The sequence below is a fragment of the Corallococcus sp. AB011P genome (genome assembly GCF_003611605.1).
In the GTDB taxonomy this organism is placed as follows: domain Bacteria; phylum Myxococcota; class Myxococcia; order Myxococcales; family Myxococcaceae; genus Corallococcus; species Corallococcus coralloides.
In genome coordinates, this window is the sequence record NZ_RAVX01000026.1 from 19,346 (window position 1) to 43,183 (window position 23,838).

General features: G+C 69.5%; 19 protein-coding genes. 2 read left to right on the top strand and 17 right to left on the bottom strand.

The genetic code is table 11. From position 1 onward, the window contains the following. Positions 1 to 17: 17 nt before the first annotated feature. The 17 genes from lpxA to D7X30_RS37085 all read right to left on the bottom strand — a co-directional run bounded on the left by lpxA (position 18) and on the right by D7X30_RS37085 (position 22,106). Positions 18 to 794, bottom strand: a complete 777-nt coding sequence (lpxA, locus tag D7X30_RS37005) for an acyl-ACP--UDP-N-acetylglucosamine O-acyltransferase (RefSeq protein ID WP_120567695.1) — start codon at positions 792 to 794, stop codon at positions 18 to 20. A gap of 34 nt (positions 795 to 828) precedes the next feature. Beyond that, positions 829 to 1,299, bottom strand: coding sequence for a 3-hydroxyacyl-ACP dehydratase FabZ (fabZ, locus tag D7X30_RS37010; protein ID WP_014395495.1), 471 nt, complete (start codon positions 1,297 to 1,299; stop codon positions 829 to 831). After that, on the bottom strand, positions 1,296 to 2,360 hold the full coding sequence (lpxD, locus tag D7X30_RS37015) for a UDP-3-O-(3-hydroxymyristoyl)glucosamine N-acyltransferase (RefSeq protein WP_120567760.1): 1,065 nt from the start codon (positions 2,358 to 2,360) through the stop codon (positions 1,296 to 1,298). Before lpxD ends, fabZ begins: the two co-directional genes overlap by 4 nt. A 15-nt stretch (positions 2,361 to 2,375) precedes the next feature. Beyond that, the gene (locus tag D7X30_RS37020) at positions 2,376 to 2,942 is read right to left on the bottom strand and encodes an OmpH family outer membrane protein (RefSeq protein WP_120567696.1); all 567 of its coding nucleotides are present in this window, start codon (positions 2,940 to 2,942) and stop codon (positions 2,376 to 2,378) included. Positions 2,943 to 3,061: 119 nt separating this feature from the next. Further along, positions 3,062 to 5,533 carry an outer membrane protein assembly factor BamA gene (gene bamA, locus D7X30_RS37025; RefSeq protein WP_233592039.1) on the bottom strand — a complete coding sequence of 824 codons (2,472 nt, stop codon included), beginning with the start codon at positions 5,531 to 5,533 and terminating at the stop codon, positions 3,062 to 3,064. Positions 5,534 to 5,609: 76 nt separating this feature from the next. After that, positions 5,610 to 6,284, bottom strand: a complete 675-nt coding sequence (locus D7X30_RS37030; RefSeq protein ID WP_120567698.1) for an ABC transporter ATP-binding protein — start codon at positions 6,282 to 6,284, stop codon at positions 5,610 to 5,612. 2 nt (positions 6,285 to 6,286) lie between these two features. Beyond that, entirely contained in the window at positions 6,287 to 8,656 is a 2,370-nt protein-coding gene (locus D7X30_RS37035; RefSeq protein ID WP_120567699.1) for an ABC transporter permease, read from the bottom strand. A gap of 12 nt (positions 8,657 to 8,668) precedes the next feature. Continuing rightward, positions 8,669 to 10,228: a lysine--tRNA ligase gene (lysS, locus tag D7X30_RS37040; RefSeq protein WP_120567700.1), complete on the bottom strand. Its 1,560-nt coding sequence runs from the start codon at positions 10,226 to 10,228 to the stop codon at positions 8,669 to 8,671. A gap of 89 nt (positions 10,229 to 10,317) precedes the next feature. After that, complete coding sequence (locus tag D7X30_RS37045) at positions 10,318 to 10,698, bottom strand: anti-sigma factor (RefSeq protein ID WP_120567701.1); 381 nt, start codon at positions 10,696 to 10,698, stop codon at positions 10,318 to 10,320. Then, positions 10,695 to 11,327, bottom strand: coding sequence for an RNA polymerase sigma factor (locus D7X30_RS37050; RefSeq protein ID WP_120567702.1), 633 nt, complete (start codon positions 11,325 to 11,327; stop codon positions 10,695 to 10,697). Before D7X30_RS37050 ends, D7X30_RS37045 begins: the two co-directional genes overlap by 4 nt. A 157-nt stretch (positions 11,328 to 11,484) precedes the next feature. After that, positions 11,485 to 12,607, bottom strand: a protein-coding gene (gene prfB, locus D7X30_RS37055; RefSeq protein WP_233587644.1) for a peptide chain release factor 2 whose coding sequence is annotated in 2 segments (ribosomal slippage) — positions 11,485 to 12,537 and positions 12,539 to 12,607 — 1,122 coding nt in all. Because the reading frame shifts where the segments join, the coding sequence is not laid out codon by codon here. A gap of 50 nt (positions 12,608 to 12,657) precedes the next feature. Then, positions 12,658 to 13,980 (bottom strand): DUF4105 domain-containing protein, encoded by a 1,323-nt coding sequence (locus tag D7X30_RS37060; protein ID WP_120567703.1) that lies wholly within the window; start codon positions 13,978 to 13,980, stop codon positions 12,658 to 12,660. 51 nt (positions 13,981 to 14,031) lie between these two features. After that, the gene (ybeY, locus tag D7X30_RS37065; protein ID WP_199724656.1) at positions 14,032 to 14,913 is read right to left on the bottom strand and encodes an rRNA maturation RNase YbeY; all 882 of its coding nucleotides are present in this window, start codon (positions 14,911 to 14,913) and stop codon (positions 14,032 to 14,034) included. Beyond that, entirely contained in the window at positions 14,910 to 17,423 is a 2,514-nt protein-coding gene (locus tag D7X30_RS37070; RefSeq protein WP_120567704.1) for an HD family phosphohydrolase, read from the bottom strand. Before D7X30_RS37070 ends, ybeY begins: the two co-directional genes overlap by 4 nt. A gap of 213 nt (positions 17,424 to 17,636) precedes the next feature. Next, a complete protein-coding gene (locus D7X30_RS37075) occupies positions 17,637 to 18,716 on the bottom strand; it encodes a PhoH family protein (protein WP_120567705.1) in 1,080 nt (359 codons plus the stop codon). 96 nt (positions 18,717 to 18,812) lie between these two features. Continuing rightward, positions 18,813 to 19,931 carry a DUF4388 domain-containing protein gene (locus D7X30_RS37080; RefSeq protein ID WP_120567706.1) on the bottom strand — a complete coding sequence of 373 codons (1,119 nt, stop codon included), beginning with the start codon at positions 19,929 to 19,931 and terminating at the stop codon, positions 18,813 to 18,815. Between the two features lie 3 nt (positions 19,932 to 19,934). Next, the gene (locus D7X30_RS37085; RefSeq protein ID WP_120567707.1) at positions 19,935 to 22,106 is read right to left on the bottom strand and encodes a tetratricopeptide repeat protein; all 2,172 of its coding nucleotides are present in this window, start codon (positions 22,104 to 22,106) and stop codon (positions 19,935 to 19,937) included. 106 nt (positions 22,107 to 22,212) lie between these two features. On the opposite strand from D7X30_RS37085, the gene mazG reads away from it, so the two are divergent. After that, entirely contained in the window at positions 22,213 to 23,397 is a 1,185-nt protein-coding gene (mazG, locus tag D7X30_RS37090; protein WP_120567708.1) for a nucleoside triphosphate pyrophosphohydrolase, read from the top strand. A 172-nt stretch (positions 23,398 to 23,569) separates the two neighbouring features. After that, positions 23,570 to 23,836, top strand: a complete 267-nt coding sequence (gene rpsT, locus D7X30_RS37095; protein WP_014395478.1) for a 30S ribosomal protein S20 — start codon at positions 23,570 to 23,572, stop codon at positions 23,834 to 23,836. Positions 23,837 to 23,838 lie beyond the last annotated feature (2 nt).

The following is a 23,838-nucleotide window of genomic DNA, read 5'->3' on the forward strand; positions in this document are numbered from 1 at the left end:
TTCCCTCGTGAAAGGGCCTAGCGCGTGACGCCGCGCTTGCTCGTCTCCACGAACCGCACCAGGTGCTCCACTTCCGGGTGCCCGGAGAGCTCCCCGCGCAGCTGCGCGAGCGCCTCCTGGAGCCCCAGCTTGGAGCGGAAGAGGATGCGGTAGGCCTCCTTCACGCGGCCAATCTGCTCCTCGGTGAAGCCGCCGCGCTCCAGGCCCACGGTGTTGAGGCCCACCAGCGTGGCCCGGTCCCCCTGCACGGTGCAGTACGGGGGCACGTCCATGGTGACCATGGAGCCGCCGGAGATGAACGCGTAGCGCCCCAGCCGGGTGAACTGGTGCACCGCCACGAGGCCCGAAATCTTCACCGAGTCCTCCACCACCACGTGGCCCGCGAGCGCGGCCCCGTTGGCCAGGAGGACCTCATTGCCCACGACGCAGTCGTGCGCGATGTGGCTGTTGGCGAGCAGCAGGTTGCGGTGGCCGAGGCGCGTGGCGCCGCCGCCGGCCACCGTGCCCAGGTTCACCGTGACGAACTCACGGATTTGATTCTCGTCGCCAATGACGAGCTCCGTGTCCTCGCCCGCGTACTTCAGGTCCTGGGGCGCCGCGCCCACGGAACAGAACTGGAAGAGGTGGTTGCGCTCTCCCAGGGTGGTGCGGCCCTCGATGACGACGTGCGGCCCGATGCGGGTGCCCGCGCCAATGACGACCTGGGGCCCGATGACCGAGAACGGCCCCACCTCCACGGTGTCGTGGAGCCGGGCTCCCGGATGGACGACCGCGGTGGGATGAACCTGCGCCATGTCCTTCTCTCCTCAGCAGCGCGAATGACGCGCCCTACGGCGCCGCGCTCTCGTCGCCCTTGGCTGCCTTGTTCTTGTCCACCACGGTGGCGAGGAACTCCCCTTCCGCCACCTTGGCGCCATCCACCGACGCCACACCCTTCGTCTTCCAGATGGCGCCCTTGTGGCGGATGACTTCAATGTCCAGTTGGAGCCGGTCTCCGGGCACCACCGGCTTGCGGAAGCGCGCGTTGTCCACGCCCATCAAGTACGTGACGAGCCGCGTCGGGTCCATGGCTTCCGTCTTATACGCAAGGATGGCCGTCGCCTGGGCGAGCGCCTCCAGGATGAGCACGCCCGGCATCACCGGGTGCCCCGGGAAGTGGCCGTTGAAGAAGGGCTCGTTGATGGTGACGTTCTTGTAGGCCGTGAGCTTCTGGCCCGGCACGATTTCCACCACCCGGTCCACCAGGAGGAACGGGTAGCGGTGCGGCAGCAGCGCCTGGATCTCGCCAATGTCCATCATCCGCCCTTCTCCTTCTCCAACAGCTCCACCCTCTTGCGAAGGGCGCGCACTTCCTTGAGCAGATCCGCCAGCTGCCCCGACGCGGCGCTGGCGCGCAGCCAGTCCTTGTGGGGGATGGCGGGGCTGCCACTGACGACCTGCCCGTCTGGAACGTCATGGGCGACGCCGGACTGCGCGCCGACCTTGGCCAGGTCTCCCACGCGGATGTGGCCCACCACGCCCACCTGCCCCGCGAGCACCACGCCGGTGCCCACCTCCGCCGAACCCGAAACACCCGCCTGCGCGCAGATGAGCGACAGCGGGCCCACGCGCACGTTGTGGGCGATCTGCACCAGGTTGTCGAGCTTCGTCCCGCGGCCCACCACCGTTTCACCCACCGTCGCGCGGTCGATGCAGGTGCAGGCCCCGACTTCCACGTCGTCCTCGATGCGGACGATGCCCACCTGGGGAATCTTGAAGTGGCGCGGGCCGTCCTCGCCCTCCGCGTCGAAGGCGAAGCCGAAGCCGTCCGCGCCCACCACCGACGAGGCGTGGAGGATGACGCGCGAGCCCACCACGCACCCCTCACGCACCGTGGCGTGCGGGTAGAGCACGCAGTCGTCGCCGACACGCGCGCCTTCACCGACGTAGGCGCCAGGGTGTAGCACCGTGCGGGCGCCGACGTGGGCGCCCTTCTCCACCACCGCCCCGGCCTTCACGGTGGCCTCCGGGTGCACCGTGGCCTCCGGGTGCACGTGGGCGGCCGGGTGGATGCCCGCGGCGGGCCGCGTGGCCGGGTGGAACAGGGCGAGGAGCTTCGCGTAGGCCAGGTGCGGGTTGGGCACCCGCACCAGGGCCACGCCGTCGCGAGCGGGCGCATCCGTCCCCACCAGCACCGCCGAGGCGCGGGTGGCCTCGAACTGCTTGCGGTAGCGGGGGTTGCCGTAGAACGACACCTCCCCCGGGACTGCCTCCTCCAGGCCGTTCAGGCCATGGACGAGCAGTCCGGGGTCGCCGAGGAGCTCACCCCGGACGTGGGTGGCGATGTCCCCCAGCCGGTGCGCGTTGGGTGCGGATGGCACGGGGGTGTCCAACGCCTACTTCTTGACCGGGGCGTCCTTGGCCACCGGCGCGGGCTTCTTGGAGGCGCTGTTGTTGTAGCTGCGCACGACCTCGTTGGAGATGTCGTACTGGGACAGCGCGAAGACGATGCCGGAGTCGCGCTTGTCCAGCACCATGCCCAGGCCGTCCCGCTCCGCGATGGACGCGATGACCTGGTCGATGCGGTTGACGATGGGCTCCATCTCCTGGCGCTCCTTGTTGGCGGCCTCGGCGCGGCTGCGCTCGTACTTCTGCGCCAGCTCCATCACCTTCTTCTGGAGCTCGGTGGCCTTCTGGGTGCGCGTGGCCTCGCTCATGGCGCTGGCCTGCTTGTCCAGGGTCTCCTTCTCCTTGCGGAGCGCCTCCTGCTCCTTGTCGATCTCCTTCTGGCGGTCCTCCAGCCACTTCTGGAGACGGGCCTTGGCGGCCTTGCCGTCATCCACCTCCAGCAGCACGCGCTGCAGGTCGACGTAGGCCACCTTGAGCTCGGCGGCCGAAGCGGCAACCGGGAGGGCGAGCGACAGGACAGCGGCGGCGGCCGCCAGGGTGCTTCGAAGCGACATGGGTCAAGGCTCCTCGGAAAGGGTGCTGCAGGCTCCGACGTCCGCCATCCCGGCCTGTTCACTTCCGCCCGGGTGGGGCGGAGGAGGACGTACCGGGAAGGCCTTGGGGTCAATGCCTATCAGAAGAAGTTACCGATCGTGAACTCGAACAGGATGGGGTCGTCCGACGGCCGCTTGGTCAGCGGGATTCCCCACTCGAAGCGCAGGGGTCCGATGGGCGAGAACCAGCGGAAGCCGAAGCCCGCCGAGTGGAAGAGGCCCAGCGGGAGCTTGTCCTGCCGGTCCTCGAAGAACCTCTCGTTTGAGCCGAAGGCATTGCCGGCGTCGTAGAAGAGCACGCCGCGCAGGCCGGCCTTCTCGAAGATGGGGAACTCCAGCTCGAAGTTGAAGATGAGCTGCTTGTTGCCGCCCACCCGGAACTCGGTGACGTTGGCGTCCGGGTTGTCCGCGCGCGGCACCAGCAGCGTGGGGCTGATGCTGCGCAGGTAGTAGCCGCGGATCGTGTTGATGCCGCCCACGTAGTAGAGCTCGCTGATGGGCAGCGGCTTGCTGGAGTCCAGCTGCTGCACGTAGCCCAGCGTGGCGTTCGTCTTGAAGACCAGGCCCAGCGGCAGGGGGAAGTACAGGCGCGAGTAGGCCGTGTAGCGGTTGAAGAGGAACGTGCCGCCCAGGAACGAGGGCGCCGTCTCCACCGAGCCGTAGTGGATGAAGCCGCGCGACGGGAAGAGGCGGTTGTCGCGCCGGTCGAAGGACACGGACAGGCGCAGCGCGCTGGTGACGCCGGACTGGAACTGGTTGGCGAGCAGCACCGCGCCAATGCCCTGCCCCGCCTGCACGTCCACGTACTCACGCGAGTAACCGACGGTGGCGAGCACGTCGTCCACCAGCTGGCGGCCCAGGGAGACGGTGCCGCCCGTGGAGTTGCGGATGAAGCCTTCGTAGTCCGCCTGCACGCGGAAGAACTCCGCGGACAAGAGGTAGTTCGTGTCCAGGAAGTACGGGTCGTAGAACGACAGCTGGACGAGGGAGCGCAGGCCCGAAATCTGGGCGGACGCGGACACGCTCTGGCCCCAGCCGAGGAAGTTGTTCTGCGACACCTGGGCCGTGAAGATGAAGTTCTCCACGTTGGAGAAGCCCAGGCCCACCTGGAAGGTGCCGGTGGCCTTCTCCTTCACCTCCACCTGCAACACGATGGCGTTGTCGGAGCTGCCCGGGTGCTGGGTGATTTCGACGGTCTCGAAGAAGCCCAGGGCGGTGACGCGCTCGCGGCTGCGCTTCACGCCGGTGCCGTTGTAGAGCTCGCCTTCGTAGACGCGCAGCTCGCGGCGGATGACCTTGTCGCGCGTCTTCGTGTTGCCGACGACGTCGATGCGCTCGATGTTGACGAGCGGGCCCTTCTGGATGTCGAAGGTGAGGTCCACCGTCCGGTCTTCCGCGTTCACGGAGGTGACGGGGTTGATGTTGGCGTACGCGTACCCCTTGTCGAAGTACACGTCGGAGATGGCGGAGATGTCCGTGGAGAGCTGGCCGCGGTTGAAGCGCTCCTTGGGGCGCGACTTCATCAGCCTCAGCAGCTCTTCCGGCGGGCGCTCCAGGTCGCCCGCGAAGTCGATCTTCCCGATGTCGTACGACTCACCCTCGGTGATGTGCAGGGTGATGTAGATGTCGCGCTTGTCCGCGGACAGCTGCACGGTGGGCTTGTCCACGCGCACGTTGATGAAGCCGCGGTCGTAGTAGGCGATCTGGATGACGGCGAGGTCGCGCTGGAAGGCCTCCTCGCGGTAGGTGCCCTCGCCGGTGAAGAAGGACAGGAAGCCGCCCTCCTTCGTAATCATCGTCGCCTTGAGCTCCTCCGGGGACACCTTCTCCGCGCCCTGAAGGATGATCTGCTTCACCATCACCTTCGAGTGCTCGTTGATGACGTAGACGACGTTGACCGCGGCGCCGCCCTCCACCGGATCCAGCCGGTACGTCACCTCCGCCAGGAAGTAGCCCTTCTCGACGTACTTCTCCTGGATCTTCTTCTGCGTGGCGCGCACGGCCTCGATGTCGAGGATGGCGCCGGCCTTGAGCTCCAGCTGTTCCTTCAGGTCCTCCGCGTTGAGCTCCTCGTTGCCCTGGAGCTGCACGGCGCGGATGGTGGGGCGCTCCGATACGCGCACCACGTACGCGATGCCGTTGGCCATGCGCTGCGCGAGCAGCTGCACGTCCGTGAAGTAGCCCAGGGCCCAGATGGCGCGGAGGTCCTCCGCGGAGCGGGTGAGCGGGTCACCGACCTTCGTGCGCAGGGCGCGGCGGACGGCCTCCGACTCCACGCGGCGGTTGCCTTCGATGCGGATCTCCACCACGCGATCCGACGAGGAGACGTTCGTGTCCTCGTCGTCCGGGGAGGTGGCCAGCGGCGCGTCCGCGCCCGAGGGCGAGCCTCCATCTGGAGGCGACACGGGCGTGGCGGCGGGAGTCGACGGGGGGACGACGGCGGGCGAGCCCGCGTCCACGTCCACCTGGGCGTAGGCAGAAACGGGCCCGAACGCCCACAGGGCGACCGCCAGCAGCGGGAGCAATGACTTGCGCAGAACGGTGAGCCTCAAGTGCAGTCCGGCCAGGAAAAGGCGGGGCAATGTACGGGATGGGGGGAGGGCCCCTCAATCCAAAAGCGAGCGGCCATCAGGCCTCCGACACCTGCCCGCCGGCCAGTCTCAGACGGCGGGGCATGGAGCGAGCAAGCGTCTCGTTGTGCGTGACGACGACGGCGGTGATGCCCAGGTCCCGGTTGACGTCCCGGAGGAGCTGGTGGATGCCCTCGCCTGTCGTGGGATCCAGGTTGCCCGTGGGTTCGTCCGCGAGCAGCACCGCGGGCTTGAGCACCAGCGCGCGCGCCAGGGCCACGCGCTGGGCCTCGCCGCCGGACAGCTCGCCGGGGCGGTGGTCCACGCGGCTGCCCAGGCCCACGCGCTCCAGGAGCTCACGGGCGTAGGCGTACGAGGGGCCGCGGTCCCTGCGCTGGATGAGCGCGGGCATGGCCACGTTCTCCAGCGCGGTGAACTCCGGCAACAGGTAGTGGCTCTGGAAGACGAAGCCGATGGTGCGGTTGCGGAACTCGGCGATCTCCGCGTCGTTCATGGAGAAGACGGACTTACCGTCGAAGAGGACTTCACCGGCGGCGGGGGCGTCCAACGTGCCCAGCACGTGCAGGAAGGTGCTCTTTCCCGCGCCGGACGCGCCAATCATGGAGACGAGCTCGCCGGCGTTGATGTCCAACGACACGTCGCGCAGCACGTCAATGCGCTTGCCGTGCAGGAAGTAGCTCTTGAAGACGTTGCGGATGGACAACAGCGCCATGGCTACTCCGCCTTCAGACCTTCTACCGGTTCCACGCTGCTCGCCTTGAGGGCCGGGTAGATGGACGCCAGGTAGGTGACGAGCACCGCGATGATCACCGCCAGCGCCGTCTGCACCGGTTCGATGCGCACCGGCAGCGCGGGGATGTAATAGACCTCCGGATCCAGCTTGATGCCGACCTTCTCGATGAAGAGGCACCACGCGAGGCCGGAGAACAGGCCCAGCACGCCGCCGGCCACGCCAATCTGGAGCCCTTCGGCGAGGAATATCTTCACGATGCCGCCGTCCGGGACACCCAGCGCCTTGAGGACGGATATCTCCTTCCGCTTCTCCAGCACCAGCATGATGACCGTGGCGACGATGAGGCCCGCGGCGACGATGATGATGATGGACAGGATGATGCCCATCACCAGCTTCTCCAGGCGCAGCGCGGAGAAGAGGTTCTTGTTCATCTCGCCCCAGTCACGCGCGCGGTAGGGGTAGCCGCCCAGCACGCGCACCACCTGGTTGGCGATGCGGCGCGCGTCGTCGATGTCCGCCACCTTCAATTCGATGCCCGTGGCGCCCTTCACCGCGAAGAAGTCCTGCGCTTCCTTGAGCAGGATGTAGACGAACTTGGAGTCGTACTCGTACATGCCCGAGTAGAAGACGCCCGCCACCCGGAACGCGCGGCTCTTGGGGATGGGCCCGGACGGCCCCAGCTCCGTGCCCAGCGGGGATACGACATTCACCCGGTCCCCCACCACCACGCGCAGCGAGGCCGCCAGCTCCCGGCCGATGATGATGCCCGGCAGCACCGTGGGCTTCGCGGGCTTGGAGGGCTTGCCGATGATGGGGTCCTCCTCCTCGGCGTCCTTCCCGCCATCCGCGTCCTCCACCGCGCTGCTGGGGAGGATCTTCCCGGGCTGCTCCAGGTGGCCCAGGTCGCCGCCGGGCAGGATGTTCTGCGGCAGGTCCGTCACCGAGCCGACCGTGTTCGGGTCGATGCCCTTGATGATGACGCCGTCGACGTTGCCCTCCGAGGCGATCATCACCTGGTTGATGATGAAGGGCGTCTGGCCCACCACGCCGGGCACGCGCTTCACCTGCTGCATCACCTTGTCGTAGTCCGGCAAATCGCCTGCGTAGCGCGACACCACCGCGTGCGCGTTGGTGCCCAGAATCTTCTGCTGGAGGTCGGCCTCGAAGCCGCTCATCACGCTGAGCACGATGATGAGCGCCATCACGCCCACGCCCACGCCGCCCACCGACAGGGCGGTCATCATCATGGTGGGCGACTGCTCGTGCAGCTTCATCCGGTGCTGCGCGGACGCGGCGGCGAGCGGATCCGCCAGGCCCAGGGACTTCACGCGCGTGCGCTCCACGGCGGCCTCCGCCCCGCGGATGATGAAGTAGACGATGAGCGGCGGGATGATGCCGAACATCAGCACCGCGAGCGCGCCCAACAGCAGCGACGGGCGGAACACCGCCACGTGCCGGCGCGCGACGAAGAGCTCGAAGCCCAGCCGCAGGTCCACCCGGCCGCTGCCCGCCGCGATGAAGCCCGTGTTGATGCCCAGCACGAGCGCCAGCACCAGCGCGGCGAAGACGAGCCAGTACGCCAGCTCCGGCCGGCCGATGAGCCCCGCGACGTACGTCACCTCCCGCAGCCGGTAGCCCAGCGCCAGTTGCAGGGACGGCACGCGCTCCATCAGCGACAGGAGGATGGGCACCGGCAGGCCCAGGTAGAACACGCCGATGGTGGCTTCCGGGAACGACAGCCGCTGCGCCCGGGACGCGCCCACGAAGCCGGACGCGAACGCCACGCCCATGCTCACGATGAACGCGATGGCGAAGGCGATGGTGGGTGGCAGCGAAAGCCCCCCGCCCGCCTCGCGCGCCGCGCCGCCCAGGTCCGACGGCACGCCGCTGGAGAGGACGGTCTGGAGGAGCAGGAGCACCAGCTCCGCCAGGAGGATGCCGCCGCCGTAGGCGCCCAGCGTGCTCCAATAGAAGTCCCGGTAGCGCGCCAGGCGCGGGTACAGGGGCGCACCCGCGGCGGGGCTCGGCCCCTCACCGGAGGCCGGCGCGCGGCGGATGCCGGCGGCGATGAGGCCCCAGCCGGCCAGCCAGACGAGCGTCCCGGCCACCAGCGCCTTGGGGCCGGCCACGGCCGAGGCCTTCTGGGCGCCCAGGGCGAGCGCCCCGGCGTCGAAGGACTGGACGAGCCCGCCCCACCCCACGAAGGAGAGGCCCAGGGCGCCGGCCACCTCGGTCCACGCCTCGGACTCGGAGATGGCCACCCCCAGGAGGATGGCTCCCACGAGTGCCACGAGGGCGCCGGCCCACAGGAGGGGCCAGCGATAGTCGGTCTGCCGTTCGGCGGGGTGCACGAGGCCTCGTGGCTACTTCGCCAGCGGCTTGAGGAGGGGGAAGAGAATCACGTCGCGAATGCTGGCGGCGTCCGTGAACAACATGGCGACGCGATCAATCCCGATGCCTTCACCGGCCGTGGGCGGCATGCCGTGTTCCAGGGCGCGGATGTAGTCCTCGTCGTAGTCCATGGTCTCCTGCTGGCCCCGCTGCTTCGCGTCCAGCTGGGCCTGGAAGCGGCCCTTCTGGTCCAGGGGGTCGTTCAGCTCGGAGAAGGCGTTGGCGATTTCCCGGCCCGCGACGAAGAGCTCGAACCGATCCGTGATTTCCGGGTTCTGGTCGTTGCGGCGGGCGAGCGGCGAGACGGCGGTGGGATACTGGGTGATGAAGGTGGGATGGATGAGCGTGTGCTCGACGTGGGCCTCGAAGAGGGCGCCCACCAGCTCACCGTGGTTCATGGCGTCCACGGCGCGGCGCTCCGCCTCCGAGTGGACCGTCTTGAGCAGCTCGTGACGCAGGCGGTCCGCGTCCACCATGTCCTTGTCGGACAGGCTGGGGACGGCTTCCCGGACGGCCTCCGGCATGGGGATGCGCTTCCAGCCCTTGCCGAAGTCGATGGTGTGCTCGCCGTACTTCACCTTGGAGTCGCCGGTGACGTGGCGGGAGGCCTCCGCGAGCATCTCCTCCGTGAGGTCCATCAGGTCCTCGTACGTGGCGTACGCCTGATAGAACTCCAGCATCGTGAATTCCGGGTTGTGCCGGGTGCTGATGCCCTCGTTGCGGAAGTTGCGGTTGATTTCGTAGACGCGCTCCATGCCGCCCACCACGAGCCGCTTCAGGTAGAGCTCGGGCGCGATGCGCATGTAGAGGTCGACGTCGTACGTGTTGTGGTGCGTGACGAACGGCCGCGCCGCCGCGCCCGTCACCAGCGGGTGCATCATCGGGGTCTCGACCTCGACGAAGTCGCGCCCGTCGAGGAAGTTCCGGATGAACTTCACCAGCTTGCTGCGCTTCAGGAAGACCTGCTTCACGTCCGGGTTGGAGACGAGATCCAGGTAGCGCTGGCGGTAGCGGACCTCCACGTCCGTGAGGCCGTGCCACTTCTCCGGCATGGGGCGCAGGGACTTGGTGAGCGGGATGAACTTCGTGGCCGCGATGGACAGCTCGCCCGTCTTGCTCTTGAAGACGGTGCCCTGCGCCGCGACGAAGTCACCCAGGTCGCACTGCTTGAAGACCTCGTAGAGGTCCCCCAGCGCGTCCTTCTTCACGTGCACCTGGATTTCGCCGGAGCGGTCGCGCAGCTTGATGAACGCGGCCTTGCCGAACGAGCGCATGGCCACGATGCGGCCGGCGACGTCCGCCTGGGGGGCTTCCTTGTCCAGGTCCTCGGCGGTCTTCTGGCCGTGCTCGTCGTGGAGCCGCTGCGCCACGTCCTTGGGCGCGTAGCCGTTGCCGTAGGGGTTGAAGCCGGCCTCGCGCCACTTCGCGGCCTTGTCCAACCGCTGCTGGTAGATCTCCTGCTCCTTGGAGCTGGAGTCCACCGCTTCGCCGCTCTTCTCACCTGGGGGGGTCTTGTTCTCGGTGTCGGCCATGACGCGCTCGTATGAAAGGCGCGGCACCGTAGCCAAGCCTCCCCCGGTACGCAACGCATCCCAGGGGGTAGCGGCCCCGGAAATGACCGTCAGGAAGACATCAAGAGAAATGCGCCCACCGCCGCGGCCAGCAGCAGCGGGATGAGGATCTCCACTGGGAAGCGGTGCTGGGCATGCGCCAGGTGCAGGCCGCGCAGGCCGAAACGGCGCTGGCGGCGCACGCGGGCGGCCACGAGCGACGCGAGCGCGGGGGGGGCTTTCTCCCGCTCCACCGTGCGCACGCGCTCCACCGTGCGGGCGTACCGGTCCCACCCCTGGCGGCACTCCTCGCAGCCGTCCAGGTGGCTGCGGACCGCCTGCTCCTGGGGGGCGGCCAGCTGTTCATCGGCGAGCGCCAGGAACAGCGCCCTCGCCTCCCGGTGATCCAATCGCGGTTCCACGTCCGTTGACCTCCACCCGCCGCCGCTCATGGTTCGAAGCGCCCCAGCAGGTCCGCCAGCTTCTCGCGTGCCCGGTGGAGCCGGCTCTTCACGGTTCCCTCGGGCAGCTCGGTGATGTCGACAATCTCGTCGTAGCTCAGGCCCTCGATGTCTCGCAGCGCCACCAGCATGCGCGCATCGGGGTCCAGTTGGGAAATGGCCCGCTGCACCCGGGCCCGCTCACGCGCCGCGTCCAGGGCGGCGTCCGGCTGCGGCGGGGCTCCCCCGCCCTCCGCGATGGCGGCGGCGCTCGCCTCGTCGAAGACGTCCGAGCGGCCCCGCCCCCGGCGCTGGAGGTACTTCAGCCGGTTGAGGCAGTGGTTCTTGGAGATGCGGAACAGCCACGTGGACAGGCGCGCGTCCTCGCGGAAGCGCCGGACGTGCTGGTGCACGCTGACGAATATCTCCTGCACCAGGTCGTGGGCCTCCTCGCGGTCGCCCACCATGCGGAAGCAGAAGTCGTAGAGGCGGTCCTGGTGCTGGTGCACCAGCGACTCGAAGGCCTCCGGGTCGCCGCGCCGCAGCCGGACGAGCAGCGCCTGTTCCTCGCGGCGCGGGTCGGCCAGGGCCTTGGGGGCCAGGGCCTGCTGTCCGACGTCGAGCACTCCGCCCGGTGCCACCCGCGCCTCCCCGTGTAGGGCCTACTCCATCCTACCGCACCGCCCTGCCCCGCCCCCTGACACCGGCCCCGGAAAAAAGGTTCCCGGACATGGAAAACCCCTCCCGGACTCAAGGCCCGGGAGGGGTGGGATGCAGCCGGACGGGGCTTGCGCGCCCTTAGTCCGCGGCGGCGTTGCGGTTGGGGTTCTTCACGCCCAGGAGCTGCGCGGTGACGAACTCGTCCAGGTCGCCGTCCAGGACCTTGTCCACGTTGCCCGTCTCCACGCCGGTGCGCAGGTCCTTGACCATGCGGTACGGCGCCAGCACGTAGCTGCGGATCTGCGAGCCGAAGGAGATGTCCTTCTTGGCCGCCTCCGCCGCGTCGCGCTCGGCGTCGCGCTTCTTCATCTCCAGCTCGTACAGGCGGCCGCGCAAGATCTGGAAGGCCATGTCCTTGTTGGCCGACTGCGAGCGCTCCGTCTGGCAGGTGATCATGATGCCCGTGGGCAGGTGCCGCAGCTGCGCCGTGGACGACGTCTTGTTGACCTTCTGGCCACCCGCGCCACTGCCGCGGATGAACTTCAACTCGTAGTCCTTCTCCGGCAGGTCAATCTGGATGCTGTCGTCGACCTCCGGGTACACGTCCACGGAGGCAAAGGCCGTCTGCCGGCGCGCGTTGGCGTCGAAGGGGCTGATGCGCACGAGCCGGTGCACGCCCACTTCCGCCTTGAGGTAGCCGTAGGCGTTCTCGCCCTCGATGCGCAGCGAGACGTTCTTGAAGCCCGCCTCTTCGCCCGGCAACGCGTCGCTGATCTCGACCTTCCAGCCCTTCGTCTCACCGTAGCGCGTGTACATGCGCAGGAGCATGGCGGCCCAGTCCATGGAGTCCGTGCCGCCCGCGCCCGGGTTGATGTCCATGAAGCAGTTGCTGCGGTCCTGCGGGCCGGAGAGCATCCGCGCCAGCTCCAGCTTCGCGACCTCGCCCTCCAGCGACGCGAGCGTGCCTTCCGCCTCCTGCGCGCTCGCCTCGTCGTTCATCTCCGCCGCCAGCTCCAGCAGCGTCTGCGCGTCGTCCAGCCCGCGCAGCGTCTTGTCGAAGGCGCCCACGCTGGCCTCCAGCGTGGACTTCTCCTTCAGCAGGCCCTGGGCCTTGGTGTTGTCGTTCCAGAAGTCGGGCTGCGTGGAGTCACGCTCGATCAGCGCAATGCGGGACCGCTTGCGGTCGAGGTCAAAGATGCCCCCGGAGCGCGTTGAGGCGCTCCTTCAGGGCGTGGATCTTCTCCATCGAATCGTTCGCCATGGTGTTCGTCGTCTCCTTCGTTGCGAAACAGTTGGGAAAGCCGGGGTGTTTCAGGAGGCCTTGAGCGAGGACACCTGCGCATCCTGACGGGGCGGCGTGCGCGCCGTTCCTGGCACGAGCGCCCGGAGCCGGTCCAGCCAGAACGCGCCGGCCATGCCCAGGGAGATGGGCAGGATGAGCGCGATGGCACGCCAGTTGTCCTGGTCGAACCAGGGCAGCACCTTGAGCACCAGCCCCAGCGCGCCCGTGGCCACGAGCAGGCTCCACACCCACTTGAGCCGCGCGCGCGCCTTCGCGCTGTTCCAGGTGAGGCGCAGGCCGTACGGCACGGCCAGGAGCGTCAGCGGGTTCGCGAGGAAGAGGTTCTCGTTGTGGTGCGTGACGACGTGGTTCGTGCCCACCCACATGATGACGAGCGCCAGTCCGGGGATGCCCAGCACCAGCCCCACCACCACGTTCTCCAGGCCCAGGAGGATGCGCGCCGCGCGGCTGCCCTTCTTCTCCCACGCGGCCAGGCCCAGCGCGGCGCCGCCCAGGAGCACACCCAGCGCGAGAATCCACGGACCGAAGTTCGGCGGCTGCGCGGGAGGCCGGGGACGCGAGGGTGACGCGTAGTAGTTCCACTGCTTCTCCACCAGCGACACCGGCTGCCCGTCCGGGCCCGGCACCTTCAGCTCCGCCACCTGCTGCTCCAGCTCGTCCGGGAGGAAGGCCTCCTCGCGGCGGGTGATGGGCTTGTCGATGGAGTCATTCATCATGAAGTCGAGCAGGAAGCTCACGGGCGGGCTCACCGCCGTGTAGCGCCGCGTGTGCTCGCGCAGGGTCATGCGGGCAGGAGCCTTCTCCGCCTCGGACAGCCGGCCGCCCACGGCCACGTCGATCATGTCGCGCAGCCGCGTGACGCAGTTGTCGCTGTAGTGCTCGTAGAGGTAGTCGCGGTTCTCCGGCAGCACGTTGTCCGCCAGCTTCTTCGCCACCGTCACGCGCTGCTGCGGCGTGAGGTTGAGCTCCTGCACACGCACGTCGCGCCCCAGCGACTTGTAGAAGCGGAAGGTGCCGTTGACGCTCGACTCACCGACCCAGAACTCCAGGCGGCCCTTGGCGAAGTGCACCACCGTCTGGTCGTCGAACGAGTACATCCCGTAGTTGTAGAGCCGCTGCATGTTGCGGGCGCGGTCCTCCACCACCAGCGAGCCGTGGCCCCACCACGAGAAGACGTCGTCGCCGGGGCTGAAGGTCACCAGCCAGATGGACAGGTCCTCGCCCCGGCTCTCGCCCGTGCCCCACGGCGGCACCGACGCGGCGCGCGCGGGGGACGCGGACAGCAGGAGACCCAACAGGCTTGCGACGATGAGCGACGACAGGCGGGGCATCGTTCCATCCAACACGAGGCACGGGGGGCCGCAAGCCCCCCGGCGGGGATTTCAGATGAGCTTCGCGCGGCGGGCGCGCGAGTCGATGGTCAGCGAGTCCGCCACCATGCCCCGCTCACCCAGGAGCTGCTCCTCCAGGGCCGCCATGCGCTTCGCGTCGCGAGGCTTCTCATGGTCGTGCCCCAACAGGTGCAGGAGGCCATGCGCGAGGTAGCGGCCCATCTCCGACTCCAGCGTGCGGCCGTACTCCTTCGCCTGCCGCTTCGCGGTGTCCAGGGAGATGACCACGTCGCCCAGCGGGCGGGGGCCCGGGGTGCCCTTGGGCAGGTCGCCCGCGGGGAAGGACAGCACGTCCGTGGCCTTGTCCTTCTGCCTCCACGTGCGGTTGAGCCGGCGGATGGCCCGGTCCCCCACGAGCGACAGCGACAGCTCGCAGTCGGTGAGGCCCAGGCGCTTCAGGTAGTCGCGGGACCAGGTGGTGAGCAGGCGCTCGTAGTCCGCTCCCTGGCCGTGCGCCACCTGCACCGTCACGTGGTTGTCCGCGGCCTTCGCCTTGGGCGCCGGCTTCTCGATGTGCGCCAGCTCCACGCGGAACGCCGGGGCGCAGATGGACCAGTAGTCACACGCGCCCTGCGAATCGTTGCGGTACACCACGCGCTTGCCGCGCGGCACCAGGCCCACCTCGCCCGCGCCAATGCGCTCGCGCTTGCCGTCCACCACCAGGGTGAGCTCACCCGTGAGGACGAGCACCACCTCGTCGAACTCCGGCGTCTGCGCGGGTTCGCTCCAGCCCGGCGGCGCCCGCATGCGCGCCACGGACGCGGACTCCGTCTGCGTGCTGGCCACGCCGACGAACTCCTCGATGCGCTTGCCGTCGTCGCGCGGAATCACCTTGCCCTTGCGCAGCTTCACGCCCTCCACCTTGCGGCTCATGACATGCCCGCCGTTCGCACCTTCGTGTCCTTCGCTTCCGTCTTGGCGGGCGCGGGCGCCATCATCAGCGGCGCGCCTCCGCCCTTGCCCCCACCCATGGCGCCCGCCGGGTAGACGGGGCGCGTGTGGTAGATGCCCTCCAGCGTGTGCAGGAAGGACTGGGCGATGAGGTTCAGGTCCTTGAGCGTCAGGTCGCACTCGTCGAGCTGGCCCTCGGAGAAGATGATGTTGATGATCTTCTGCACCTGCGCCTGGAGCTTCGCGCTGGTGGGGTCCGGCATGGAGCGCGTGGAGGCTTCCACCGCGTCGGCGATCATCACCAGCGCCGCCTCGCGGAACTGCGGCTTGGGGCCCGGGTAGCGGTAGATGCTCTCGTCGATGGGGGGCGCGCCTTCCTTGCCCTCCTGCTCCTTCAGGGCCTTGTGGAAGAAGAAGCCCACCGTGCGCGTGCCGTGGTGCTGGGGAATCGCGTCCGCCACCAGCTTGGGCAGGCGGTACTGCCGGGCCATCTCCAGGCCCTCCGTCACGTGGCGCTTGATGATGACCGCGCTCATCGCGGGCGCCAGCCCGTCATGCCGGTTCTCCCCCTTCTGGTTCTCCCCGAAGTAGAGCGGGTTCCGGCCCTTTCCGATGTCGTGGTAGTACGCGCACGAGCGAGCCAGCAGGGGGTTCGCGCCAATCGTCTCCGCCGCGTTCTCCACCAGCGTGCCGATGATGATGGAGTGGTGGTACGTGCCGGGCGCCTGGACGATGAGCTCCTTGAGCGCCGGGTGGTTCAGGTTCGCCAGCTCCAAAAGCTTGATGTCCGACGCGTAGCCGAACGTGGCCTCGATGAGCGGCGTCAGCGCCATCACCATGACCGGCACGGCGAGCGCGGTGCCGAAGAACGCGCACACCGCGGTGATGAGCGTGTCCCCGGCCAGGCCCTTGCCCTCCACGAGGAACAGGAAGAGCACCGCGATGAGGTTGGCCACGCCGGTGACGAGGCCCGCGCGGAAGATGCCCACGCGGTCCTTCGCCTTGACGATGCGGTCCGCCGCCACCAGCGAGCCCACCAGCGTGTAGATGCCGAACGCCAGCGAGTTGCCCAGCATCACGCCCGCGAGGCACGCGATGACCATGGCGAAGAACAGCGCCAGCTCCTGCGTGAGGATGAAGCGCACCAGCATGGCGCCCGCCGCCACCGGGAAGGCGTAATAGAACGCCTCGATGGGCAGCGCCGTGTAGCGGTCCTGCACCGCGTCCGCGATGGACACCCAGACCTGGAGCAGGCCCAAGAGGCCCACCAGCAACAGGCCCAGCAGCACGCCGTCCTTGCGCGTGGGGCGGAAGCGGCGGAAGGCCGCGCGGCAGAAGCCGTAGAAGGCCACCACCAGCAGGGCCACCAGGCCCGTGCCACCCACCTGCAACTGGAGCAGGTCCAGGCGGTCCGTCTGCGCGCGCATCCCACGCAGCATGACGAGGTGCGTTTCGTTGACGAGCTCGCCGTCGCCGATGACGCGCTGGCCCTTCTTGATGGCGATGACGGCGTCCTTCACCGCGTCGCCCGCGAGCCGGCGGCGCAGGTCCGTCTCCGCGATGTTGATGGTCAGGCTGGGGCGCACGAGCCGCTTGGCGATTCTCAGCACCGCGCGGCGCTGCACCGCCGGGGCCTCCGGCATCACGTTGCCGGGCACGGAGGCGAACCGGTCCTGCTCCTGGTGCGCCTCCCGCATGTCCACCACCTGGGCGGCGCCCGCGGGCAGCGTCTCCTCGTTCTTGTGCTGCACGTCGCGCACGGTGAGGCCCTGGGGCGCTTCACGCACCAGCTCATCCCGCGAGCCGGCCACGTACACCTGGCTGCCGTCCGCGCGGTAGGCCCGGTCGAGCAGCACCAGGGTGGCGGTCTCCGCCTCCTCCGAGAAGCCGTTGGCGACGAGCGCCTGGAAGTCCTCCGACTCCAGCCCCGCGTCCCGCTGGCCGATGAGCTGCTCCTGGAACCGGGCCTGCATCTCCTCGCGGTCGCGGCGCTGGCGCTCCAGGGCCTCCGGGGTGAGCGGCGCGGGGCGGCGGCGCCTGGCCTGGCCCTCCTCCTGCGGAGTCTCCTCGGCGCGGGCGTCCTTCTCCTCCTCCAGGTGCTCGCGCGCGGAGGCAAAGGCCGCGCGCACGGACGTACGCAGGTTGCCCACCACCGCCGGGTTGAGGTCGTACACCGGGCGCACGGCGCTCCGGGCCTCGCGGCGGCGCTGCTCCGTCATCGACTGGTGGACGATGTCGTAGTCGCGCGCGGCCTTGAAGCCGGCGGGCGAGTTGGCCCGGAAGGGCTTGCCCAGGTTCTCCTCGGTGAGCGCCGGAATCTGCTGGCTGTAGAGCCCCGGGGAGATGACGAAGCCCGCTCCCACGGAGACGACGAGCAGCAAGAGGGCCTGCACGACGCGCCGGCCCCACTCCCCACGCCGCCCGAGCCCCAGGCGGACCGCGAGCGCGTCCAGCGGACTGGGCCCGGGGGTTGGTGATTCGGGATCGGCCATGGGGGAACTCCTACCCTGCGAAGACGTCAGGCTCCCTAGAAGGAAGCAGCGACGGGGAAAATTCGTGAGGGTGGGACAGCCGCCGCCTGGACGCCAGTTCGCTCTGCGAAATTTGCGGGTAAGCCAACAGGCAGCAGTGTGGGCCACCCAGCGACTCCACCCCCGTCCCGGCGCAAGGCTGGGAGCGGGGGTGGCGGTTGCGGCGTCACGACGTCAGGACTCCGTGCCTCCCGCCGGAGAGGCGGCGCCTTCGAGGGCCGCTGAGGGCTCGCGGGCGGCCTGGGCCTCCTTCTGGGCGGCCTCGGAGCGCTCGTAGGCGCGGATGACCTCCTGCACCAGGGGGTGGCGCACGACGTCCACGTCGGAGAACTCCGAGAAGTGGATGCCTTCGATGTTCCGCAGCACGGAGCGCGCGTGGTTCAGGCCGGACAGCTTGCCCGTGGGCAGGTCCACCTGGGTCACGTCGCCGGTGATGACCGCCTTGCTGTTGTAGCCCAGGCGGGTGAGGAACATCTTCATCTGCTCCACGGTGGTGTTCTGGGCCTCGTCGAGGATGACGAAGGCGTCGTTGAGGGTGCGGCCGCGCATGAACGCGAGCGGCGCGACCTCCACGACGCCCTGCTCCACCAGGTGCTGGGCGCGCTCCACGGCCATCATGTCGTGCAGTGCGTCGTAGAGCGGGCGCAGGTACGGGTTCACCTTCTCCGCCAGGTCGCCAGGGAGGAAGCCGAGCTTCTCACCGGCCTCCACGGCGGGGCGCGCCAGGATGATGCGCTTGACCTTGCGCTCCTGGAGGAAGGCGACCGCCATGGCCATGGCGAGGTACGTCTTGCCGGTGCCGGCGGGGCCCACGCCGAAGACGATGTCGTGGGCGCGGATGGCGTCCACGTAGCGCTTCTGCGCGATGCTCTTTGGGGCGATCTGCCGGTTGCCGGAGCTCTTGAGGACGGTGCCGAGCATGACCTCCTGCAGCGACTCCGAGCCGCGGCCCAGGACCTTGATGGCCTGCTCCACGTCCTCCCGGTAGACGGTGCGCCCGGCGCGGATCATCTCCTCCAGGTTCTCCACCAGACGCACGGCGAAGGCGACCGCGTCCGCGGGCCCCGAGAGAAGCAGCTCCGTACCGCGCTGCCCCACACGGACCCCCAGGCGCCGCTCCATCAGCTTGAGGTTTTCGTTCTGGTTTCCGCAAAGGGCCTGGGTCGTCTCGTTGTCACGGACGTCCACCTTGGCGGAGGTGGGGGTGGTTTCAGCGCGAGCTGCGGGCACTTCCAGCGTGGCGGGATTTCGCAATGCGCGTCATTCCTCGTTCAGTGATCGCTCGCCCTCAATTTAACGCCGCCCCTCCCCCCTCGCCCGCCATCTCTCGACGGCGAGCCTGCCCGCGGGCTAGCGCACGGGGGGTAGGAGGATGAACTGCCGGGCGGCCGTGCGGCGGTAATAGTACTCCTCCCGCCACGGGTAGCGCAGTTCCTCCGGACTCAACAATCCGGCATCCACCAAAGCATCCAACCGTTCGGGGAGGGTTCCCTTCTCCAGTTGGAACACCTCCAGCGCGGCCTCGATGCGGACGCGCTGCGCGTGGGCAATCTGACGCTGGGCCGCGGGATCCCCCAACCGGGAGGCGCCGGGCTCGTGCCCGTTGCCCCCGACCCAGCGGGACGCGATGAAGGCCAGGCCCGCGATGACCGCCATGGTCACCGCGATGCGGCCCAGGGGGCCAGCCACCCGGGCGAGGAAGCGGGTGTCCTCCGGCACGGGCGCGCGGCCCTCCGGGTCGATGGCGCGCACGTAGTCGCCCTTGACCAGGTTGTAGAGCGCCTTGCAGGTCTCGAACTCGCCCAGGCCGCAGAGGTCCACCATGCGGCGCAGGTCGCGCCCCACGGCGATCTCCTCGTAGACGTGGCGCTCCGACGGACCGATGACGCCCAGCTCTCCGCCCTCGTCGGCGTGGGCGCGGGGCGGCGGGAGCGCCTTGACGCGCTCGAAGGTCATGTCATCGCGGTGGATGCGCTTCCGGATGACGGGCCACTCGTCCACCATCCGGAAGCCCTCCATCAGCACCGTCTCCGCGCGCAGCGGGGTGATGCCTTCGGGGCCGGGCTCCACGGGCTCCTGGACGAATTCGTAGGTGCCCGCCTTCCAGGTGAAGAGGCGGTAGAGCGTCTCCGTCACCTGGAGCTGCGCCATCTGCTGGAAGCGCTCCGCGGTGAGGGCGTGGCTCTGCACCAGCACGTCGCCCAGCCGCTTGAGGGTGCGCTTCTGGACCTCCAGCGCGGCCTCCAGCTGCGTCTCCGTGATGATCTCGGCGCGCACCAGCATGGCGCCGATGAGCTCCTTGCGCTTCCGGGTGAGGCTTTCGGCCTTGATGATGTGGCCGTCCTGGAAGCCGACGCGCACCTCCTGGTCCTTGTTGCGCAGGTGGAGCGTGCCCGTCTTCTGCTGCTGGCCAATCAGCTGCAGGATGTCGCCGATGCCGAAGTCCTTGAGGGTGCCCTTGAGGGCCATGGCTCAGGCCTCCCCCCGCTGATGGCGGCGCAGGCCGCGCAGGGTCAGCAGGTAGACGAAGAAGAGGACCGTGCCCGCGGGCACGAGCTTGAGGTACAGCGGCGCGTCGCCGTAAGGCGTGCGGACGAGGCCCCGGTGGAGCACCAGCGCGGCCACGGCGAAGCTGAAGAGGAAGGCATAGAGGGCGCCCCGCACCGGCAGGCCCGTGCCCACGTGGCCCGCGCCGGACACCAGGCTGCCCAGCGCGTACGTCACGCGCTTGGTCCAAACCTGGTGGCGGTCCACCTCGCCCTGCTTGCGCGAGCGGAACTCCTTGGGCACCTGGCTCTTGCGCGCGTAGACGTGGACGCACTGGCCGCACATCGCGCCGCCCACGGACAGGTCCTTGTCGCAGCGGAGGCAGACGGCGTTTCCGCACCGCTCACAGCCGCGCGAGGCCTTCATGCGCCAGGAGGCTTCCCCGAAGACGGCGACGAGCGCCGCGAGCGCCGCGGTCAGCCCCCAGCCCACCGGGCCCGCCGGCAGGATGGGTGACAGCCACCGGCCCACCTGGTCCTCCACGCGGGCGCCCTCCTGGGTGCCGTCCGCCAGGCCCATCCAGTCGCGCTCCGGCACCGTTGGCGCCAGCAGCAGGAGGTTGAGCAGGGGGCGGTCCTCCGGCGGCGGATCCCGGCGCAGGAGCGAGTTGTCCAGGGCCTGCGCCTGGGCGATGGCTGAGGTGGAGCGGTCCAGCTCCTTGCCCAGCTGATCATCCGGCAGGAGCCGGGCCCGGCGCCGGTACACCTGCCCCAGGTTGTAGTGCGGCGCCGCCATGGACGGATCCGCCTTGGACGCCTGCGTGTAGAGGAGCACCGCGCCGTCCACGTCGCCCAGACCCATCAGCGCGTTGCCGAAGCGCGTGAGCATCCGCGCGTCGCCTGACTTGAGGGCGGAGGCGGCCTTGAAGTCCGCCCGCGCCTCTTCCAGCAGGCCCCGGCGCGCTTCGTACCAGGCGAGCGCACCCAGCTCCTGGAAGCGGGCGGTGCGTGCCTCCGCGCGAGCGCGCACGCGGGCCGCCGCGCCCTCCGCGGACAGGCCCCCGCGTTCCAGGAGATAGACGTCCTCCGCGGGCGTGCCGGCGAACACGGTGAAGCGCGTCAGCGTCCCCGCGGCGAGCGGCATCACGCCCAGGCCCATCAGCAGCACGGCGGCCACCCAGCGCTCGGCGCGGCCCACGTACAGCGCGACCGAGGCGAAGAGCAGGAGCAGCACCGGCACCAGGCCCGCGCCCAGCACCGCGGGCAGCGCCAGGAGCATCACGCCCAGGAGCCCGGACTGCCAGTGCGTCACCGCCCGGGGGAACAGGTGGTGGAAGTCGTGCAGCGCGTAGCGGATCCGCCGCAGGAAGAGCACCGCGACCACTGCCACCGCCGTGGCCGCCCACGCCGCGAGCACCAGCGCGCCCAGGTCCGTGAGCGCGGGCCGGCGGTAGCGGGCGTCTCCGAGCAGCGTCACGAGGGCGGTCTTCCACTCGCCCAGCCCGCGCGGCACGTTCAGCGGATCCTCCACCACGTACGTCTCCGCCCGGGCGAAGCGTGCGGCGGGCAGCCCGGGCGACAGGGCCACGGCCACGTCCAGGAGCGCGAGCGCGCCCTTCAGGTCCCCGGCGCGACGGCGGACCCCGGCCTCGCGCACGAAGCCCATGCTCAGGGGTTCCAGGTCGGAGGCGAGCACCTCCTCACGCAGCGTGAGCAGCTCCTTCTGGGCGGCTCCCGCCGCGGCCAGGTCGTTGCGGGAGCGGGCCGCCTTCCACTTCTCCCAGACGGCCAGCAGCTCCGCGTCCGTCACCTTCGGCGCCATCACCGGGGTGACGGCGGGACGGGACGGGACGACAACGGGCGGGGGCGCGGGTTCGGCGGGGGCAGCGGGAGCGGCGGGGGCTCCGGACTTCAGGGGCGGCGGGGCGATGACGCGGCGCCGGTTGTCGGGGCGGGGCTCGGGCTCCGGTTCGTCGGCCTCCTCGGAGCCGGTGTCTTCCACCGGATCATCCTCCGTGGCCTGGAAGGTGCTGGGGTCCGGCTCCGGCTCGATGACCTTCTCCTCGATGCGCAGGAGCGGCTCCTGCATCAACGCAGGGGCGCGCGCGGGGACAAGCAGCACGAGGCTGCAACACAGGCCGAGGAACGAGCGGAGCATCCGGACGTCCGATGATAGGCGACAGGCCGGGCGATCCGAAATCATGTGGTGCCCACCGCCCGTGCTACAGGATCCCGCGGCGGGGGGATTGCTCGGGAGTGAATGCATGGCGGCGCCTGGAAACGAGCTGGAACGACTGGTGGAGATCATGCGGCGCCTTCGGGCCGAGGGCGGCTGCCCGTGGGACCGCGAACAAGACCTGCGCTCGCTGCGCCCCTACCTGACCGAGGAGGCGTTCGAGGTCCTGGATGAAATGGACCGCGTCTCCGACGGCGGCCCGTGGCGTCCGCTGTGTGAAGAACTGGGGGACCTGCTCTTCCAGATTGTCTTCCACGCGCAGCTGGCGGCGGAGCTGGGCGAGTTCACGATGGCGGACGTCTGCGCGGCGATCAGCGACAAGATCACCAGCCGGCACCCGCACGTGTTCGGGGATCAGCAGGTGAGTGGCGCCGAGCAGGTGCTGGCCAACTGGGCGCAGCTGAAGGCGGAGGAGCGCAAGAAGAAGACCGGGCGCGCGGGCTCCGTGCTGGACGGCGTGCCCACCGCGGCCCCGTCCCTGCTGCGCGCGGAGCGCCTGACGGAGAAGGCCAGCCGCATCGGCTTCGACTGGCCGGACCTGGCCGGGGTGCGCGGCAAGCTGGACGAGGAGCTGCGTGAGCTGGACGAGGCCATCGCGTCGGGCGACCGGGACGCCATCGAGCACGAGCTGGGGGACGTCCTGTTCTCGCTCGCGAACCTCGCGCGCTTCGTGAAGACGCCCGCGGAGGACGCGCTGCGCATGGCCACGCGCCGCTTCGTCACCCGCTTCCAGTACATCGAGGCGAAGCTGAACGAGGAGAACGTCCCCTTCGGCGGCGCCACGCTCGCGCACATGGAGCGCCACTGGCAGGCCGCCAAGGCCGTGGAGAAGGCGCTGCCGCCGCCCAGCCACCCGCCTCGCGCGTCCGTGGCCACCCTGCGACTGGCCGTGCCGGACGTGGCGGCCCAGCGGGCCTTCTGGGATGAGCTGGCCTCCTGGCTGGGCTGGACGCCCACCCGGTCGACGAACGGCACGGCGGCCTACACGGGCGCGGGCCTGGGGCTCGTCTTCACGCCGGGCGCCCAGGCGCAGGCCTCGTCCGCGGTGGCCCTCACCCTGGAGGCCCCCTCCGCCTCGGGGGTCGCCCGGCTCCTGGAGCTGTTCCGGGCCAACCATCCGGGGCGGTTGGTGCCGTGCGCCACCTCCGAGGCGGGCTTCCAGTTCGTGGATCCCGCCGGGTTGCGCTGGGAATACGCCGCCCCGCCGGCTTGATTCTTCCGGCGTGAGGCGTCGGTGGAGGCCCCGGAGGCATTCCGGGGGCCTCCCAGGGGTTCCGGAACTGGAAATCCTGATCGCGATCGCACGCGTGCCTTGACGCAACCGGGGCGTCGCAGTAAGGACGGCCCCTCTTTTTCCTTGCCTTGCCTTCCGCTGGAGCATTGCCTTGGCGAACACCAAGTCCGCAGAGAAGCGTTACCGCCAGTCCCTGAAGCGCCGCGCCCGGAATGTGAATGTCCGGACGACCGTGAAGGACGCCGTCAAGTCCGCCCGCGAGGCCATTGCCTCCAAGGACGGTTCGAAGTTGACGGACGCGCTGAAGGCGGCTTCCAAGACCCTCAACAAGGCGGCCAGCAAGGGCGTCCTGCACAAGCGCACCGCCGCGCGCCGCATCTCCCGGCTGGCCAAGGCCGCCGCGAAGAAGAAGGCCTAGTC

Bases quoted from the DNA above. Each gene is read 5' to 3' on its own strand.
- lpxA (WP_120567695.1), bottom strand. From the start codon at position 794: ATGGCGCAGGTTCATCCCACCGCGGTCGTCCATCCGGGAGCCCGGCTC.
- fabZ (WP_014395495.1), bottom strand. From the start codon at position 1,299: ATGATGGACATTGGCGAGATCCAGGCGCTGCTGCCGCACCGCTACCCG.
- D7X30_RS37020 (WP_120567696.1), bottom strand. From the start codon at position 2,942: ATGTCGCTTCGAAGCACCCTGGCGGCCGCCGCCGCTGTCCTGTCGCTC.
- D7X30_RS37030 (WP_120567698.1), bottom strand. From the start codon at position 6,284: ATGGCGCTGTTGTCCATCCGCAACGTCTTCAAGAGCTACTTCCTGCAC.
- lysS (WP_120567700.1), bottom strand. From the start codon at position 10,228: ATGGCCGACACCGAGAACAAGACCCCCCCAGGTGAGAAGAGCGGCGAA.
- D7X30_RS37045 (WP_120567701.1), bottom strand. From the start codon at position 10,698: ATGAGCGGCGGCGGGTGGAGGTCAACGGACGTGGAACCGCGATTGGAT.
- D7X30_RS37060 (WP_120567703.1), bottom strand. From the start codon at position 13,980: ATGCCCCGCCTGTCGTCGCTCATCGTCGCAAGCCTGTTGGGTCTCCTG.
- ybeY (WP_199724656.1), bottom strand. From the start codon at position 14,913: ATGAGCCGCAAGGTGGAGGGCGTGAAGCTGCGCAAGGGCAAGGTGATT.
- D7X30_RS37070 (WP_120567704.1), bottom strand. From the start codon at position 17,423: ATGGCCGATCCCGAATCACCAACCCCCGGGCCCAGTCCGCTGGACGCG.
- D7X30_RS37080 (WP_120567706.1), bottom strand. From the start codon at position 19,931: ATGGCCCTCAAGGGCACCCTCAAGGACTTCGGCATCGGCGACATCCTG.
- D7X30_RS37085 (WP_120567707.1), bottom strand. From the start codon at position 22,106: ATGCTCCGCTCGTTCCTCGGCCTGTGTTGCAGCCTCGTGCTGCTTGTC.
- mazG (WP_120567708.1), top strand. From the start codon at position 22,213: ATGGCGGCGCCTGGAAACGAGCTGGAACGACTGGTGGAGATCATGCGG.